Here is a 17,433-nt window from a genome sequence, read left to right as displayed (position 1 = left end):
GATCGGTCGTGGGGCGGGCTCCGTCGGAGGGTGAGTGGGCTCGGTCGGGAAGCCGAGCGGAGGTGGTTCTGAGTGATGACACCGTGTGCTCAGGTTAGTTGCACCTCGCCCAGCATGCCCGTCAGTCGCTCGAGCAGGGCGCCGCTGTGGCGCCAGAAATGCCAGTACAGCGGCACCTCCAGGCGGCGCTGTGGATCAAGACTGGCGAGCTGGCCAGCCTTCACCAGGTCGGCCACCTGGCGATGCGGCATCATGCCGTAGCCGATGCCGGCGGCGGCGAGTCGCACGAATCCCTCCGATGAGGGGCACAGGTGGTAGGGAAAGGCGCCGTGGTAGCCGCATTGAGCCAGGAACCGATGTTGCAGCTGGTCGTGGGGGCCATAGACGATCGCCGGGGCATGGCGAAAGGCCGCCTCGCTGGGCCCCTGGGGAAAATATCGGGCGATGTAGGCCGGGGTGGCATAGGGGTGGTAGACCATGGTGCCCAGCGGGACACAGCGCGCCCCGGCGATGGGCTGGTCGCTGGCGCACAGGCAGGCCGCCACCTCGCCGTCGCGCAGTCGTCGAAGGCCCACGTCCTGGTCCTCGATGACCAGGTCGAGCAGCAGCCCTTCATCGCGACAGAAGCGCCCCACGGCGTCGGCCCACCAGGTGGCAAGGCTGTCGGCGTTGATGGCGATGCGCAGCCGCGGCGAGGCGGTCTCCAGGGTCGGCAGGGCGCTGCGCAGGTCGCGTTCCAGCAGTTGGACCTGCTGATAGTGGTTGAGCAACCGCCGTCCCGCGGGCGTGGGCTCAAGGTGTGGATGGCGAATCAGTACCGGCTGGCCGAGGCGCACTTCCAGGGTCTTGAGGCGCTGGGAGACGGCCGACTGCGAGAGGCCGAGCGCTTCGCCGGCACGCTCGAAACCGTTGCATTCGATGACCGTGGCGAGGGCCTCGAGCAGCTTGTAATCGATCATAAGAAAAACTGATACAGCATTAGGAAGATGATTTTTCAGTATATCGTCGTGGCGCTAGGCTGGCCTCCTCATTTCAGGGAGGCATGTCGATGCTGGAGAGTTATCTGACCGGGCTGTTGGTAAGCGGCGGCATCATCGTCGCCATCGGCGCCCAGAACGCCTACGTGCTGGGGCTCGCCGTTCGCCGTCAGCATCACTGGTGGTCCGCCGGGCTATGCATGGGTAGCGATCTGCTGCTGGTGGCGGCGGGCATGTTCGGCATGAGTGCGGTGCTGCTGACGATCCCCGGGGCGCTCGATGTGCTGCGCTGGCTGGGGGTGGCTTTCCTCGGCTGGCTGGCCGCCCAGGCGCTGTACCGGGCCAGCGTCGGCCGCCAGGGGCTGGCGGGCTCCGCCGACGGAGAGCACAGCGTCACCCGGGTGCTGCTGGCCACCCTGGCGGTCACCGTGCTCAATCCGCAGGTCTATCTCGATACCCTGCTGCTGATTCCCTCGGTCGGTGCCCAGCAGGACAGTGCCGTGGCCTTCGTGGCCGGAGCCGGCAGCGCCTCCGTGCTGTGGTTCAGTCTGCTGGCCTGGGGCGGGGCACTGCTCTCGCCGTGGCTCTCGCGACCGCGGGCCTGGCGGCTGATCGACGGCGCCATCGGCATGATGATGGGCGGTATCGCGCTGCAGCTGGCCGGGAGCGGGCTGGGCGAACTGGCCTGAGGCCCGCCGAGATCCAACGTTGCGTTTTTCATTCGTTTTAACTTAACTACTGGTACTTCTCAGGCCACTCTCTCGGGCGGGGGTGTCGTCATCGCCGAGCGCATCGGCATCCGTCGGGGGCATGCGGTACAGTGGTCGCCTGGCACCATCGGGATAACCGTGGTGAAGGAGACCCGAGACGGAAGGACCATTCGATGGCTGGATGCCCAGCGCTTTTCCGGTGCGCCGTGCTGACGGCCGCCATCCTGATGGGCGCCCTGCCGGGGGAGGCCGCCAGGGCGACGAGTCATTATGTGCCCATCGACGACTATCTTGCGCGGCATCCCGAGCAGCAGGCGCTGATGGCGGATTTTTCCACCCGCGTCCAGTCGCCGGCCATGCCGCTGTCTGCATCGCCGCGGCGCACGCTGCGCATCGCGGTCATCTACCCCGGCCTGCAGTCCTCGGACTACTGGCGACGCAGCCTGTCTTCCTTCGAGGCGCGACTAGAACAGCTGCGTATCCCCTACGATCTCAAGACGTTCATGTCCCGACCGTCGGTGGACGTCGACCTGCAGGCGCGGCAGCTGACCACGGCACTGCAGTGGCGGCCGGACTACCTGGTGTTCACCCTGAACGCGGTGCCCCACCTGCGCATGATCGAGCGGGTCCTGGCGCTGGGCAGTCCGCGGCTGATCCTGCAGAACATCACCACTCCGCTGATCGACTGGGAAGCCGATCCTCCCTTCATGTACGTCGGCTTCGACCATGTGCAGGGCACCCGTTTGATCGCCGACTGGATGCTCGAACGGGCCGGACATCGGGGCAAGTACCTGATGCTGTACTTCTCTCCCGGCTATGTCAGCCGCATGCGTGGCGGCACCTTTGCCGACGAGGCCGCTCGCTATCCGAAGGTGGAGGAGGTGGATGCCTATTACACCGACGGGGATCCGGACAAGGCCTACCGAGCGACGCTGAAGACCCTGCAGGAACACCCCGATCTGAAGATGATCTTCGCCAGCTCCACCGATGTGGCACTGGGCGCCCTGCGGGCGCTGCGCGAGACCGATCGCATGGACGTGCTGCTCAACGGTTGGGGCGGCGGGGCGTCGGAGCTCGAAGCCCTGCAAGATGGCGGCCTGGATGTGACCGCCATGCGCATCAACGACGAGAACGGCATTGCCATGGCCGAGGCGATCCGCATGGCGCTGATCGGGCAGGCGACGCGAGTCCCGGATATCTTCGCCGGCGACATTGCCTTGATCACCCGGGATACGCCGCCCGAGGAGATCGAGCGTCTCGAGCGCCGGGCCTTTCGGTTGAGCGGCGACGGGGAGACAGACTGACGTGCGGGCCTGGCGCTTCTCGCGGCTGATGCTGGCACTGCTGCTGGTGTTGCTGGCCGTGGTGGCCGTGACCCTGTTGTCTACCGCCTACCTGGGATCTCGCCAGGCGCTGCTGGAACGAACGCAACAGGATCATGCCCAGTATCGGCGCATCCTGGAGCGAGTCGTTGCGACCCGCTTTGCGGGCATACGGCGATACAGCCAGGGTATCGCCGAGCGGGCCGAACTGGTGTCGGCGTTGAGCGAGGGCTCGCCGCAACGGGTGGATGGCGTGCTCGAGGGGCTGCTGGATGACGGTCAGGCCTCGCACATCGATGCCCTGGTAGTGGAACGCGACGACCAGCGCCATCGTGTCGTCAGCGCCAGCTTGCTGGTTCCGTCGCTGCCGCTGGACGCGCTGAGCAGGATGCCGGCGCCCCTGGAACGCTGGACCACCCTGAATACCCGCTGGCAGGGTGAACCTTACAGCCTGCTGCGCTTGATCCTGCCGATCGTCGAGCCTTCCCTGGGACGGGTGGTCGGCCGTTTGCACGCCTTCGTGGTCCTCGACGACGGCTTCTGGCTCACCCATGAGTTGCAGGGACTGTTCGCTGCTCGGGCCGTCGCCCTGGGTGTCGATGGTCGGCCCGTCGATGCGCGCCTGGCCGCTGAGGTGGCCGTGACGCCCGCGGCACTCGTCGACCGCGACGATCCGATCACCTTCATGCCCGAGGGCATCCTGCACGGCTATTCCCTGCAGATCGGTGACAGCGACACCTACCGGGCTGCCCTGCTATTGCCCGATGACGATTTCCTGGCGCTGCGCGATACCTACCTCGACAGCCTGATGTACGCCGCATTGCTGGTGGTGGTGGTCGGGGTAGGGGCCATGGTGCTCCTGCGGCGTCTGGCCGCTCGTTCCCTGGACGACCTGGTGCGCTACGCCGAGGCGGTGCCCGAGAGCGGCACGGCGAAGCCGTTTCGTGGCGGGCGTTTCCAGGAGTTCAACCGCGTGGGACGGGCCTTCGAGACCATGCTGCAGCGCATTCGGGAGCGCGACAAGTACCTGGACGGCATCATCCAGCATGCCCCGGACCTGATCTTCGTCAAGGACCGGCAGGATCGCTATCGGCTGGTCAACGACCGCTATGCCTGGGCGGTACATGGGACGCCCTCGGCCCTCGTCGGCACCCGCGTGACCGATCGGCTGGACGAGACGGTGGCGGCGCAGGCCACGCGCACCGACCGGCATCTGATCGAGAATGGCGAACCGGTCCAGTACCACGCCAGCCTGCCGACCCCCGACGGGACGCGTCACTACCTGGTCACCAAGTTTCCGATTCTCGACGATCGCGGGGAGGCCTACCTGATCGGCGGGGTGGCGACCGACGTCACCGACCTGCGCCAGACCCAGGAACAGCTGCAGCTCGCCCAGCAGGTGTTCGCCGAGACCGCCGAGGCGATCATCGTGCTCGACGCGCGCCACCGCGCGCTGCTGACCAACCGGGCCTTTGCAGAGATGAGCGCTCGGCCGGCCGCGCATGCCACCGGCGTGATACGCGATTTCCTGCTGCATCATCCCGAGGTGGCCCGGGCCCTGGCAGACGAGCGGCGCTGGCAGGGCCAATGCGAGTTCATGACGGGGGAGGGCGAAAGGCTGCCGGTGCTGGTCTCGGCCGCCTCGCTGCCGTCGGAGGATGAATGCCGGCGGCACATGCTGCTGTTCAGCGATATCTCCTCGTTGAAAGTCGTCGAGCAGCGCCTGGAGCGGCTGGCCTGGTACGACAGCCTGACCGGGTTGGCCAATCGCAGCCTGTTCACGCTGCGCCTCGACGAGGCGTTGCAGGGAGAAGCGTCGCTGTCGGTACTGTTCATCGACCTGGACCGATTCAAGGACATCAACGACCGCTATGGTCATCCGCTGGGTGACGAGCTGTTGCGCCAGGTGGCGGATCGCCTGCGCACCTGTACCCAGGCGCGCGACACCGTGGCGCGCTTCGGCGGTGACGGATTCGCCGTACTGCTGCAGGGCGTCGGCCAGGAGGCGCCGGCCATGGCCATTGCCCAGCGCATCCTCGACGCACTCAGCGAACCCTATGAGCTGGGCGTGGCCCGCTGCTTCTCCTCCGCCAGCCTGGGTATCGCCCTGGCCCCCTCGCAGGAGGCGTCCGCGGAGATGCTGATCCGCTACGCCGACCAGGCCATGTACGAGGCCAAGGCCCAGGGCCGGCAGCGAGCGATGGTGTTCGAGCCGGCCATCGACGAGCGTCACCAGGTCCGCCTGCGCATGGAGGCGGGACTGCACCACGCCCTGGCCGCCGGTGACGAGCTGTTCGTGTGCTTCCAGCCCCGCTTCGACATCTCCGGCGATCGAGTGGTGGGCGCCGAGGCGCTGCTGCGCTGGCAGAGTCCGACGCGCGGCCTGGTTCCGCCGAGCACCTTCATTCCCCTGGCCGAGCACTCCGGGCTGATCGTCGAACTCGGTCGCTTCGTGCTCGGCGAGGCCTGCCGGCAGGCCGCCGCCTGGGCCGAGGCGGGGTGCGCGATCCCGGTGTCGGTCAACCTGTCGCCGCGACAGCTGCACGCCGATGACCTGATCCGGGACATCCATGCGGCGATCCGCCAGGCCGGGCTTTCGCCGCGCATGCTGGAGCTGGAGCTGACCGAGACGCATGTGATGGACAACATCGATCGGGTGCTGCCGGTGCTCCATCAGATCCGCGCCATGGGGGTGGGCCTGGCCATCGACGATTTCGGGACCGGCTACTCGTCGCTGGCGTATCTCAAGCGCCTGCCGATCGAGCTGCTCAAGATCGATCGCAGTTTCCTGGCCGATGTGCCCGGCGACGCCGATGACGAGATCCTGCTCGCGGCCATCATCAACATGGCGCACAACCTGGGGTTCCGGGTGCTGGCCGAGGGTGTCGAGACCGAACGCCAGCGGCGCTTCCTCGCGGAACGCGGCTGCGACGAGCTTCAGGGGTTCCTGCTGGGTCGCCCCCAGTCGCCAGAGCAGCTGATGGCGACGCTGCGGCGCGTCAGTGGCGTGCCGGGATCGCGGATATGACGGCGTCATGGGCTATGTTGGGGGAGAGCGTGGCCGGATCTGACCCGGCCGCGATGGCGCAGATGAGGCGCCTTTCCTGCGCGAGGCGCGTATGGCGAAAGCGGACCGCAACCAGGCTCCCGATAGCGACCGCCCGCCCAATGGTAACGGGCGAGGTCCGCGCACGCCGCCACAGTGGCTGACGTTCCTGTGGATGGCCATCGTGGTGCTGGTGGTCGTCAATCTGGTCGAGACATCGCAGCAGCCGGATCGCGTCGAGCTCAACTACTCCGAGTTCCTCGATGAGGTGGATCAGGGGCGGGTCGCGACGGTCACCCTGCGCGGCCAGTCGGTGACCGGCACCTTCACCGACCAGGCAAGCGCCGCGCGCGGCCTGGCCGCCGGGGAGGGCTTCCAGACCACTCGCCCGACCCTGGAGGGCCGTGCGTTGCTCGACCGCCTGCAGGCCCAGGGGGTGGCGATCGTCGCGCGCCCGGAGGAGCCGCCCTGGTGGCAGCGCATGCTGATGCTGGTGGTGCCCTGGATCCTGCTGCTCGGCTTCCTGTTCTGGTTCTGGAATCGCATGCAGCAGCGCCTGATGTCGGGGGGCGGCCCCTTCGGCCTCGGCCAGTCCCGGGCCCGCCAGATTCGCGCCGAGGAGAGCGGGGTGCGCATGGAGGATGTCGCCGGCTCCGAGAATGCCAAGCGCGATGTCATGGAGGTGGTCGAGTTTCTCAAGCGGCCCGATCGCTATCGGGCCCTGGGCGCCAAGGTGCCGCACGGCATCCTGATGATGGGGCCACCGGGGACCGGCAAGACGCTGCTGGCCCGGGCGGTCGCGGGTGAGGCCGGGGTGCCCTTCTTCAACATCGGCGGCTCGGAGTTCATCGAGATGTTCGTGGGCGTGGGGGCTGCACGGGTGCGCGACCTGTTCAAGCAGGCCAAGGACCAGGCGCCCTCGGTGATCTTCATCGACGAGCTGGATTCCATCGGCCGGGCGCGCGGCACCGGCATGGGCGGTGGGCACGACGAGCGCGAGCAGACCCTGAACCAGATCCTCTCCGAGATGGATGGCTTCGAGCCGCATCATGCGGTGGTGGTGCTGTCGGCCACCAACCGGCCCGACGTGCTGGATCCGGCCCTGCTGCGGCCGGGACGCTTCGATCGCAAGATCGTGATGGAATTGCCCCATCGCCAGGCCCGCGAGGCGATTCTCGCGGTGCATACCCGAGACATGCCGCTGGGCGACGATGTCGACCTGGCGCGGCTGGCGGCCATCACCACCGGCTTTTCCGGCGCCGATCTCGCCAACCTGGCCAACGAGGCGGCGCTGCTGGCGGGGCGCCGCGGCCAGTCGATCGTCGATTGGTCCTGCGTGTCGGAGGCCCGCGATCGGGTGCTGATGGGCGAGGCCAAGGACGTCGCCCTCTCCGCGGCGGAGCGGCGCCGGGTCGCCTATCACGAGGCGGGACACGCGCTGCTCGCCTACCTGCTGCCCCATGCCGACCCGCTGGAGAAGGTGACCGTGCTGCCGCGGGGCCAGGCCCTGGGCGTGACCGCCCAGATGCCGGCCGAGGATCGCTTCACCTTTGGCGAGGCCTACCTGCGCGATCGCCTCACCGTGATGTACGGCGGTCGCCTGGCCGAGGCCATCGTCTTCGGCGAGGTCAGCAGCGGGGCCCAGGACGATCTCGAGCAGGCCACCCGTCTGGCGCGGCGGATGGTGGCCAACTGGGGCATGAGCGAGCGGGTCGGTCCGGTGGTGTTCGCCCAGAGTCGGGAGCACGTCTTCCTCGGCAAGGAGATGGCCCAGGCCCGCGAGCACAGCGAGGAGACCGCCAGCCTGGTGGATGCGGAGATTCGGCGCCTGCTCGGTGAGGTCGAGGCGCGGGGCCGCGAGCTGCTCGAACGCCATCGCCCGTCGCTCGAACGCCTGGCCGAGGCGCTGGCCGAGCGCGAGACCCTGGAGGCCGAGGCCATCCACCAGCTGCTGGAGGCGTGTCTGGATCGTGAGTCCGCGGCGCCGGACGACGGCCTGGTTCCCTGAGAGCGCCGCGCCGCTGCTACACTGGCGGTGGCGTGTCCGGTGTCGCCTTGTCAGGCGGACGGAGACGCTTCGATCGTGTCACCGATACAGGAGGTATCATCATGCGTCGCGTCATGTTCGGCCTGTCGGGGCTGCTGCTCGGCAGTGCGCTGCTGGCATCCGCCGCCCAGGCCCAGATGGAACCCGCAGCGGCTCCCGAGGGGGCTTCGGTCTACTTCATCACCCCCGAGGACGGCGCGACCGTCAGCGGGCCCGTCACCGTTCGCATGGGGCTCGAAGGCATGGGGGTGGCCCCGGCCGGCACCGAGGCGGAGAACACCGGCCACCATCACCTGCTGATCGACACGCCCCTGGACGAGGTGGACCTCTCGGCGCCGCTGCCGTCCACCGAGCAGACACGCCACTTCGGCGGCGGCCAGACCCAGACCACCCTGGAGCTGCCGCCCGGCGATCACACCCTGCAGCTGCTGTTCCTGGACTATCGTCACCTGAGCTTCGAGCCGACGGTAGCCTCCGACCCCATCACCATTCACGTGGAGTAGGCGGCGGCGATGGCGCACGCGACGCTTCTTCCACTTGCCCCGAAGGCGGCAACTGGGTAGCGTCGCTCTCCCGCTTTCAAGCCGTTTAAGACAGGTCCATCCCGTGACTGATGCCCACTCCTCTGAAGCCGCCTCTGCCAGCGCTTTCTCCCGCTTGCCTCTCTCCACCGAGCTGCTCGCCAACCTCGACTCGCTGGGCTACCGGCAGATGACGCCGATTCAGGCCGCGAGCCTGCCGGTGATGCTCGACGGGCGCGACGTGATCGCCCAGGCCAGGACCGGCTCGGGCAAGACCGCGGCCTTCGGTCTGGGCCTGCTGTCGCGGCTTGTGCCGGCCAGTTTCCGGGTGCAGGGGCTGGTGCTGTGCCCGACCCGCGAGCTCGCCGATCAGGTCGCCGAGGAGCTGCGCCGGCTGGCGCGTGGCTTGCCCAACATCAAGGTGCTGACGCTGTGCGGAGGCGCGCCCCAGGGGCCGCAGTTGGCCTCGCTGGCCCATGGCGCCCATCTCGTTGTCGGCACCCCGGGCCGGGTGGAGGAGCACCTGCGCAAGGGCAGCCTGGCGCTGTCGGACCTCGATACCCTGGTGCTGGACGAGGCCGACCGCATGCTCGACATGGGCTTCCAGGCGACCCTGGAGGCGATCATCGCCGCGACCCCCGAGAGCCGCCGGACCTGGCTGTTCAGCGCCACCTACGACGACAGCGTGCGCCCGCTGGCCGAGGAGCGAACCCGCGCCCCGATCTCGATCTCGATCGAGGAGCCCCACGACGAGGACACCATCCGCGAACATTTCTACCGGGTGGCGGACGACGCGGCGCGCTTCGAGGCCCTGCGCCTGCTGCTGCTGCACCGGCGCCCGACTTCCAGCGTGGTGTTCTGCAACACCAAGCAGGAGACCCGCGAGCTCGCCGCCGCCCTGGACGACGCGGGCATCAGTGCGCTGGCGCTGCACGGCGACCTGGAGCAGAAGGACCGCGACCGGCTGCTGGTGCTGTTCGCCAACCGCAGTGTCTCGGTGCTGGTGGCCACCGACGTGGCGGCCCGGGGGCTGGACATCGCCCAGCTCGACGCGGTGTTCAACTACCGCATCGCCCGGGAGCTCGAGGTGCACGTGCACCGGGTCGGGCGTACCGGCCGGGCCGGCCACCAGGGCGCGGCCTTCACGCTGGTCGGCGAGAACGAGGCGCACCGACTGGAACGGCTCGAGGCCTTCCTCGGCCAGACCCTCGAGACCGAGGCGTTGCCGCGCCTGCGGGGCGAGTCGATGCCGCTGCGTGCGCCGATGGAGACCCTGCAGCTCGGCGCCGGCAAGCAGCAGAAGATCCGCCCCGGCGACATCCTCGGGGCCCTCACCGGCGAGGGCGGCCTCGACGGGGCGCGAATCGGCAAGATCAAGGTGCTTGCCCGCAGCACCTACGTTGCCGTCGAGCGCGAGCTGGCCGAGTCCGCTCTGGCGCAGCTGAACGGCGGCCGCCTGAAGGGGCGCACCTTCCGCGCCCGACGCATTAGCGGTTGACGGCCTGACGGCGAACGTTAGGGGATTATGCTGGTCGAACGCATGATTTTTGACTCATCAAACAGGATGATGACCCATGAGACGACTCTTCCAGCTCACCTATTTCCTGCTTCTGGCGCTGTGGCTGGCGGGCTGCGCCGCCCTGGAGCGCTCGCCGGACGCCGAAGCGGCGCTCGGCGAGCTGCCGGCGAGCTACCGCGGCGAGCTGCCCTGCGCCGACTGCGCCGGCATCCGCTACCACCTCTCGCTGTTCCCCGACGGGGTCTATACCCTGAAGACGGCCTATCTCGGGGCCGGCGAGGGGCGGCGCTTCCATGAGCGGGGCGAGTGGGCGCTGGACGCCAGCGGCGACATCCTGACGTTGAACGGTGGCGACCAGGGGCCGCGCCAGTGGCGGATCGAGGCTCAGGGCGGCAGCCTGGAAATGCTCGACCTCGAGGGTCACGAGATCGACTCCACGCTGGACTATCGCCTGCGACGCACCCCGTCGTTCGTCACCGAGACCCTGGAGGACAGCTACTGGAAGCTGATCGAGCTGGATGGCGAGGCGGTCGAGGTGGCCGAGGGCGTGCGCGAGCCGCACCTGGTCTTCCACGGCGAGCAGCAGCGTCTGACCGGCTTCGGTGGCTGCAACCGCCTGACCGGCGGTTATCAGCGCGAGGGCGAGGCCCTGAGCATCGGCCGCGTGGCGGCCACGCGCATGGCCTGCATGACGGGCAACGATCTCGAGCCTCGCTTCCTGGCCATGCTCGAGCAGGTGGCCGGCTATCGGCTGCGCGCGGACCGGCTCGAACTCCTGGATGCCGACGGCGAGGTGATGGCACGGTTCGAGGTGCGCCACCTGACCTGAGGTCGCGAGAGGCCGCCGGCGAGGTGCTGGCGGCTCTCTAGCGTTCAGGGTGCGGCACTGACCTGACACTACGCTCAACGACAGGCGGCCGGCCCCCCGAGGAGCCGGCCGCTTTCTTTGGGTTTGGCGTGAATACCGTTGTGGGGCACTCGGTCCGGCGCTCCAGATCCCATCAAGGCTTGACGGGCAACAGAGAATCTCCTTTGAAGCCCCTTCAGCGGATCAGCGCCACCGAGCAGGTCTTCGTGGGGGGGCCATATAAGCCCAATTCATTGGGCGAAAGGCGCCGATAGGCGCCCGGGGGAGATCCTGCAGCGGTGCCGCTAGCGCCGCCGCTGCGCGGCGGATCGCGCTGCGGAGCAGCGCTCCCACGAAAAGCACTCTCACCATGCCGTACTGGGCTGGGCAGTGGCTCCCACCATGCCAAACCGGGCTCGGCAATGGCTTCACGCCGATTGGCGATGCACCTTTCTTTTCTTGCCCATAGCGCCTTGGCGTGCGGCGTCGCGCGCCGACGGACTCAGGGCAGTTCGGCGCTGTGGTAGACGTTCTGGACGTCGTCCACGTCGTTGAGCATGTCCAGCAGCTTCTCGAACTGTGCCACGTCGTCGCCTTCCACCGGCGTGGTGCCCTGGGGCAGGAACTGGATCTCGTCGACCTCGAAGTCCAGCTCGCCGAAGGCGTCGATCAGCGCCTGCTTGGCCTTGGCGTACTCGGTGTGCGGGGCGAAGACGGTGATGTGACCGTCCTCGTTCTCGATGTCGGTGACGTCGACGTCGGCTTCCATCAGCGCTTCGAGCACGGCCTCCTCGTCACTGCCCTCGAAGGCGAGGATGGCGCAGTGGTCGAACATGTGGCTGACGCTGCCCGGCGTGCCCAGCTTGCCCTTGGACTTGTTGAAGCAGGTGCGCACGTCGCCGATGGTGCGGTTCGGGTTGTCGGTCAGGCACTCGACGATGACCATGGCGTTGCCCGGGCCGAAGCCCTCGTAGCGCGCTGGCTCGAAGTCCTCGCCGCCGGCGCCGCTGGCCTTGTCCAGCGCCTTGTCGATCACGTGGGACGGCACCTGGTCCTTCTTGGCGCGCTCGATGAGCCCGCGCAGCGACAGGTTGCCGTTGGGGTCGACGCCGCCCTGCTTGGCGCAGACGTAGATCTCGCGACCGTACTTGCTGTAGACCTTGGTCTTGGCGGCGGCCGTCTTGGCCATGGATTCCTTGCGGTTCTGGAAGGCCCTGCCCATTGTGTTGTCCTGTTGCGACTATTCTCGGCTCTGGATTCTACGAGACAGCGGGCTTCGGTGACAGCCCTGATTTTCCCCGCCGCGACTCGCCCAGGGCCCGACTACACTGGCCTCAGGCCAACCCGTGGAGTCTGCACATGGACCATCATGCCTATCGCCGTGCCCTCGCCGAGCGCCTTGCCGGCAGCGAACTTCCCGTCCCCGAGGCCGAGCTCGACGGCCGCTGCCGACGGCTGCGCGAGGCCATGGCCGAGGCCGGCCTCGAGGCGCTGCTGCTCACCGATCCCGCCGACCTCTACTACCTCACCGGCTACCACACCTTCGAGGTCTCGGTGCACGCCTGCCTGGTGGTCGACGCGCGGTGCCTGGTACTGCAGGTGCCCTCCATCGAGACCGGCCCGGCGGTGGTCACCGCCCGGGTGGACGAGGTGCTCGGCTATCGCTGGGAAAACCTCGAGGAGGTGATCGAACCTCTGGCCGACGCCCTGGCACCGCACCGCACCATCGGCCTCGACCCGATGAGCGCCGGGCTGCGCCACGGGGTGCTGGCGCCGCTGCAGGCGCGGCTGGGGGCCGAGCGCTTTCGCGACGATGGCGGGGCCCTGGTCGATGCGCTGCGCCTGGTCAAGAGCCCGCTGGAGCTCGACTGCCTGCGCGAGAGCGCACGCATCACCGGGCTCGGCATCCGCGCCGCCCGTGAGGTGATCGCCCCCGGGGTGACCGACGGTGCGGTGGCGGCCGAGGGCGCCCGGGCGATGCTGGCGGCGGGCAGCGAGTTCATGAGCCTGCAGCCCATCGTCACCGTCGGGCCGCGCTCGGGCACCATCCACGTCAACCACAAGCGGCGGGTGATCGGCGAGGGCGAGCCGGTGTTCCTGGAATTCGGCTCGGCCTGGGAGCGCTACACCGCACCGATGATGAGCACCGCGGTGGCCGGCCGGGCCAGCGCCGAGATGCGCGAGCTGCGCGATGCCTGCCGGGCCGTCTTCGAGGCGCTGTGCGGGGCCATGCGGCCTGGCAATACCTTCGACGACGCGGCCCGGATCGGCGAGGCCGCGCTGGCATCGGTGGCCGATCGGGCGTTCTTTTCCGGCGTCTTCGGCTACTCGGTGGGCGCCCAGTTCCCGCCCAGCTGGGTCGAGGGCACCGGCTTCATCGCCCGCGGCCAGGCGCGGGCCTTCGAGGCCGACATGGTCTTCCACCTGCCGCTGTGCCCGCGGCTGCCGGGGCGCTTCGGCATCGGCATCAGCGACACCGTGCGCGTCACTCCGAACGGCGGCGAGCCGCTCACCGACAACGACTGGCAACTGCACGAGCGGGCTTGAAGTCGTCGGGCTCGACCCCCATCGACTATCCTGTTAGTCGGCTATCAATATCCGCGAAGGAGACAGCATGAAGGTCGTGACACTCAAGACCCCCGGCGGGCTCGATCGCCTCGAACTCCAGGAGCACGAGGCGCCAGGCGAGCCCGGCCCGGGCGAGATCCGCGTGCGCCTGCACGCCAGTTCGCTCAACTTCCACGACTACGGCGTGGTGGCCGGCAAGATGCCCACCGAGGACGGCCGTGTGCCGATGTCGGACGGTGCCGGCGTGGTGGAAGCGGTGGGCGAGGGCGTCGACGACTTCGCCGTCGGCGATGCCGTGGTCTCCACCTTCTTTCCAAGCTGGCTGGAGGGGCCGGCCCGCATCGGCGACTTCACCAGCGTGCCGGGGGACGGCGTCGATGGCTATGCCCGTGAGCGGGTGGTGCGCCCCGCCCACTGGTTCACTCGCCAGCCCGAGGGCTGGTCCCACGCACAGTCGGCGACCCTGACCACCGCGGGACTGACCGCCTGGCGGGCGCTGGTGGTCGATGGCGGCCTCAAGGCCGGCGACACGGTGCTGGTGCTGGGTACCGGCGGGGTGTCGATCTTCGCCCTGCAGTTCGCGCGGATGATGGGCGCGCGGGTGATCGCCACCTCGTCGTCCGACGCCAAGCTCGAGAAGCTGCGCGAGATGGGCGCCGAGCACGTCATCAACTACCGCGACGAGCCCGAGTGGGGGCGCAAGGTGAAGGAGCTGACCGGCGGTGACGGCGTCGACCACGTGATCGAGGTGGGCGGCCCTGGCACCCTGCCGCAGTCCATCGAGGCGGTGCGCATCGGCGGGCACATCTCGCTGATCGGCGTGCTGACCGGTCGCGGCGGCGAGGTGCCCACCGCCAAGCTGATGGCCAAGCAGGCACGCCTCCAGGGGCTGATCGTCGGCAGCCGGCGCCATCAGATGGAGATGATCCGTGCCATCGAGGCGAGCGACCTCCGGCCGGTGATCGACCGCGAGTTTGCGCTGGAGGAGATCGCCGAGGCTTTCCGCCACCAGGAAGCGGGCCGCCACTTCGGCAAGATCTGCCTGACCTGGTAACTCTTGCGAGGGCATTGCTCGGGGCTGATTCGGCGACAGGTCCCGGAGCGCCGGACCGACAAGGGGGCGCTGTAAACCCTTCCATGGGCGCCACCGATGCCCTGCGGCGCTCCCGCATCCTGCTCTGCTTGCAGGACCGGTGCTGGTCATCCATGACCAGCCCGTTCGGAGGGGGCCTCCTCACCCATGGCATAGGACCCCCTCTACGACCTGTCCCCGACGCCCCTGCATTGTGCTGAGACATACAAGCGCCGCCGCGCCCTTGCCGGGTGTCGGCGGCGCGCGCATGCTGAGGGCCGTGGCCGATTCGCGCTGCAAGGGAGGTGCTGATGTTCCGTTTCTTCGAGACCCTGGTCGACCCCTATCCCGAGCACGAGATGGGGGTGCCGCCGCGCGGACTGCTGCCGTTCATCCGCTTCTACTCGCGGCCGGTGGCGTGGCTGCTGGTGGCCATGTCGCTGGTCTCGGGGATGGTCTCGGCGGTGGAGCTGGTGTTCTTCCACAGCATGGGGCAACTGGTCGACTGGCTGACCGTCGCCGATCGGGAGAGCTTCTTCGCCGTCCACGGCTGGCGCCTGGTGGGGCTGGCAGCGCTGGTGCTGGTGGGCCTGCCGCTGCTGGTGCTGCTGCGTTCGCTGCTGACCCACCAGGGCATCTTCGGCAACTACCCGATGCTCGGCCGCTGGCTGTCGCATCGCCAGATGCTGGCCCAGAGCATGGCGTTCTTCCAGGACGAGTTTGCCGGGCGCGTGTCGCAGAAGGTGATGCAGACGGCGCTGGCGATCCGCGAAACGGTCATGAAGCTGATGGACCTGCTGGTCTACGTGGCGGTCTACTTCGTCGGCGCCATGTGGATGCTGGGCAGCGCCGAGCCCTGGCTGGTGACGCCGCTGGTGCTGTGGCTGGCCGGCTATGCCGGCCTGATGAGGATCTTCGTGCCGCGCCTGCGCCGTGTCTCCATGGCCCAGGCGGACGCCCGGGCGCGCATGACCGGGCGCATCGTCGACAGCTACAGCAACATCCAGACCATCAAGCTGTTCGCCGACCGCCGCCGCGAGCAGGCCTACGCCCGCGACGCCATGGAAGGCTTCATGGCCACGGTGCACCGCCAGATGCGTCTGGCCACCTGGCTGTCGGTATCGCTGACGGTGCTCAATTCGCTGCTGCTGGCCTCGGTGGCGACGCTGGCCATCGGCGCCTGGTATTTCGAGCTGGTGTCGCTGGGGGTGATCGCGGTGGCCATCGCCCTGGTGATGCGCATCCGCTTCATGTCCGACTGGATCCTGTGGGAGGTGGCGAGCCTGTTCGAGAACATCGGCACCGTGCAGGACGGCATCAACACCATCGCCCGGGAGCCCGCGGTACAGGACGCCCCCGATGCCCGCGAGCTCGAGGTGCCGCGCGGCGAGATCCGCTTCGAGGCTTTGCGCTTCGGCTACGAGCGGCCCGAGGCGGCGCCCGCGCGGCCGGTCTTCGACGGCTTTGACCTGACCATCGCCCCGGGCGAGAAGGTCGGGCTGATCGGACGCTCCGGGGCAGGCAAGTCGACGCTGGCCAACCTGCTGCTGCGCTTCTATGACCTGCAGGGCGGACGCATCGTCATCGACGGCCAGGACATCGCCGGGGTCACCCAGGAGTCGCTGCGCCGCCACATCGGCATGGTCACCCAGGACACCTCGCTGCTGCACCGCTCGGTGCGCGACAACATTCGCTACGGCAGCCCGGACGCCGACGACGAGGCGATCATGCGGGTGGTGCACCAGGCCCATGCCGACAGCTTCCTCGACGAGCTGGTGGACCCCCAGGGCCGGCGCGGCCTCGACGCCCACGTCGGCGAGCGCGGCGTGAAGCTCTCCGGCGGCCAGCGCCAGCGCATCGCCATCGCCCGGGTGCTGCTCAAGAACGCGCCGATCCTGGTGCTCGATGAGGCCACCTCGGCGCTCGACTCCGAGGTCGAGGCCGCCATCCAGGAGCAGCTCTACGCGCTGATGGAGGGCAAGACGGTGATCGCCATCGCCCACCGGCTGTCGACCATCGCCATGCTGGACCGGCTGGTGGTGGTCGACGAGGGGCGCATCGTCGAGGTCGGCAGCCACCGCGAGCTGCTGGCCCGCGACGGCCTGTATGCGGCGCTGTGGCGGCGCCAGTCCGGCGGCTTCCTGGGACTCGAATGCGAAGACGAGGCGGACGAACGCCAGGCCTCCGCCCGCGTCGAATAGCCCCGGCGGCATCGGTGTGGCCGGTCCCGGGCGTTGGCGTCTCGTGGCGCCCGGGGCCGGCACTCGAGGGTCAGGACGGCGTCTCTTCCTGGCGATGGCGTGCCTCGACGCGGTGCAGGGCGTCCAGGGCATCCTGGGTGCGCGGCAGGCGCAGCGCCCGGTGGATATCCCCGCGGCGGTAGCCGATATCCTCGAGGGTGGCATCGTCGCAGGCCAGCAGGCGGCGCAGGTTCTGGCGCAAGTGCCGACGCCGGCGCCGGGCCTGCCACCAGGCTTCGAGTGCGCGGATCGCGCCCAGCGGCGGCATGGCCGGCATGTACAGTGGCGGCCATGTCTCCGGAGCCGGCCGATCGGTCGTCTCTTCCAGGCGATGAAGCGGTTGGTACTGACTCATCTCTCACTCCCTTGGCAGGAATGGCACCAGCGGACTCGTTCGAGCCGTCGCGTGCGCCATCGTGCTGCGCTGATGGCTGGCCGGGGCAATGTCTTGGCGTCGTGACTCAGGGCCTTGCTGCCTTTCCCTCTGGCCTTTTCCCTGCGTCCCTTTCCCTCCGGCCCTGTCGTGACGCCGATCGGCCCGTCCCTCGGTGGTTGAGGAGCGCC

13 protein-coding genes are annotated in these 17,433 nt (G+C 68.7%); 10 read left to right on the top strand and 3 right to left on the bottom strand.

Annotation, left to right across the window (positions count from 1 at the left end; all coding sequences use genetic code 11):
• Nucleotides 1-89: 89 nt before the first annotated feature.
• Entirely contained in the window at nt 90-959 is an 870-nt protein-coding gene (locus tag FHR96_RS09600) for a LysR family transcriptional regulator ArgP (RefSeq protein WP_183387453.1), read from the bottom strand.
• Between the two features lie 89 nt (nt 960-1,048).
• Here FHR96_RS09600 and FHR96_RS09595 point away from each other — a divergent pair, with 89 nt between their 5' ends.
• From FHR96_RS09595 to FHR96_RS09565, 7 genes are all read left to right on the top strand, one after another.
• Nucleotides 1,049-1,666 carry a LysE/ArgO family amino acid transporter gene (locus FHR96_RS09595; RefSeq protein WP_183387452.1) on the top strand — a complete coding sequence of 206 codons (618 nt, stop codon included), beginning with the start codon at nt 1,049-1,051 and terminating at the stop codon, nt 1,664-1,666.
• Between the two features lie 227 nt (nt 1,667-1,893).
• Nucleotides 1,894-2,991 (top strand): substrate-binding domain-containing protein, encoded by a 1,098-nt coding sequence (locus FHR96_RS09590; RefSeq protein WP_183387451.1) that lies wholly within the window; start codon nt 1,894-1,896, stop codon nt 2,989-2,991.
• Between the two features lies 1 nt (nt 2,992).
• A complete protein-coding gene (locus tag FHR96_RS09585; RefSeq protein WP_183387450.1) occupies nt 2,993-6,037 on the top strand; it encodes an EAL domain-containing protein in 3,045 nt (1,014 codons plus the stop codon).
• A gap of 91 nt (nt 6,038-6,128) precedes the next feature.
• Entirely contained in the window at nt 6,129-8,063 is a 1,935-nt protein-coding gene (gene ftsH, locus FHR96_RS09580) for an ATP-dependent zinc metalloprotease FtsH (protein WP_183387449.1), read from the top strand.
• A 101-nt stretch (nt 8,064-8,164) separates the two neighbouring features.
• Entirely contained in the window at nt 8,165-8,605 is a 441-nt protein-coding gene (locus tag FHR96_RS09575) for a DUF4399 domain-containing protein (protein ID WP_183387448.1), read from the top strand.
• Between the two features lie 103 nt (nt 8,606-8,708).
• Nucleotides 8,709-10,121: an ATP-dependent RNA helicase DbpA gene (gene dbpA / locus FHR96_RS09570; protein WP_183387447.1), complete on the top strand. Its 1,413-nt coding sequence runs from the start codon at nt 8,709-8,711 to the stop codon at nt 10,119-10,121.
• A 76-nt stretch (nt 10,122-10,197) separates the two neighbouring features.
• Nucleotides 10,198-10,971, top strand: coding sequence for an META domain-containing protein (locus FHR96_RS09565; RefSeq protein ID WP_183387446.1), 774 nt, complete (start codon nt 10,198-10,200; stop codon nt 10,969-10,971).
• A gap of 520 nt (nt 10,972-11,491) precedes the next feature.
• Here the strand turns inward: FHR96_RS09565 and FHR96_RS09560 are convergent.
• Nucleotides 11,492-12,211: a YebC/PmpR family DNA-binding transcriptional regulator gene (locus FHR96_RS09560; protein ID WP_183387445.1), complete on the bottom strand. Its 720-nt coding sequence runs from the start codon at nt 12,209-12,211 to the stop codon at nt 11,492-11,494.
• Nucleotides 12,212-12,348: 137 nt separating this feature from the next.
• On the opposite strand from FHR96_RS09560, the gene FHR96_RS09555 reads away from it, so the two are divergent.
• From FHR96_RS09555 to FHR96_RS09545, 3 genes are all read left to right on the top strand, one after another.
• Nucleotides 12,349-13,536 carry a M24 family metallopeptidase gene (locus FHR96_RS09555; protein ID WP_183387444.1) on the top strand — a complete coding sequence of 396 codons (1,188 nt, stop codon included), beginning with the start codon at nt 12,349-12,351 and terminating at the stop codon, nt 13,534-13,536.
• Nucleotides 13,537-13,603: 67 nt separating this feature from the next.
• A complete protein-coding gene (locus FHR96_RS09550) occupies nt 13,604-14,611 on the top strand; it encodes a zinc-dependent alcohol dehydrogenase family protein (protein ID WP_183387443.1) in 1,008 nt (335 codons plus the stop codon).
• 329 nt (nt 14,612-14,940) lie between these two features.
• Entirely contained in the window at nt 14,941-16,830 is a 1,890-nt protein-coding gene (locus tag FHR96_RS09545) for an ABC transporter ATP-binding protein (protein WP_183387442.1), read from the top strand.
• Between the two features lie 70 nt (nt 16,831-16,900).
• Here the strand turns inward: FHR96_RS09545 and FHR96_RS09540 are convergent, their stop codons facing one another.
• Nucleotides 16,901-17,224, bottom strand: coding sequence for a hypothetical protein (locus FHR96_RS09540; protein ID WP_183387441.1), 324 nt, complete (start codon nt 17,222-17,224; stop codon nt 16,901-16,903).
• Between the last annotated feature and the right edge of the window lie 209 nt (nt 17,225-17,433).

The organism is Halomonas organivorans, from assembly GCF_014192055.1.
GTDB lineage: Bacteria > Pseudomonadota > Gammaproteobacteria > Pseudomonadales > Halomonadaceae > Halomonas > Halomonas organivorans.
The sequence above is the reverse complement of the archived record's forward strand: the minus strand, read 5'-3'. Positions and strand labels throughout refer to the sequence as shown.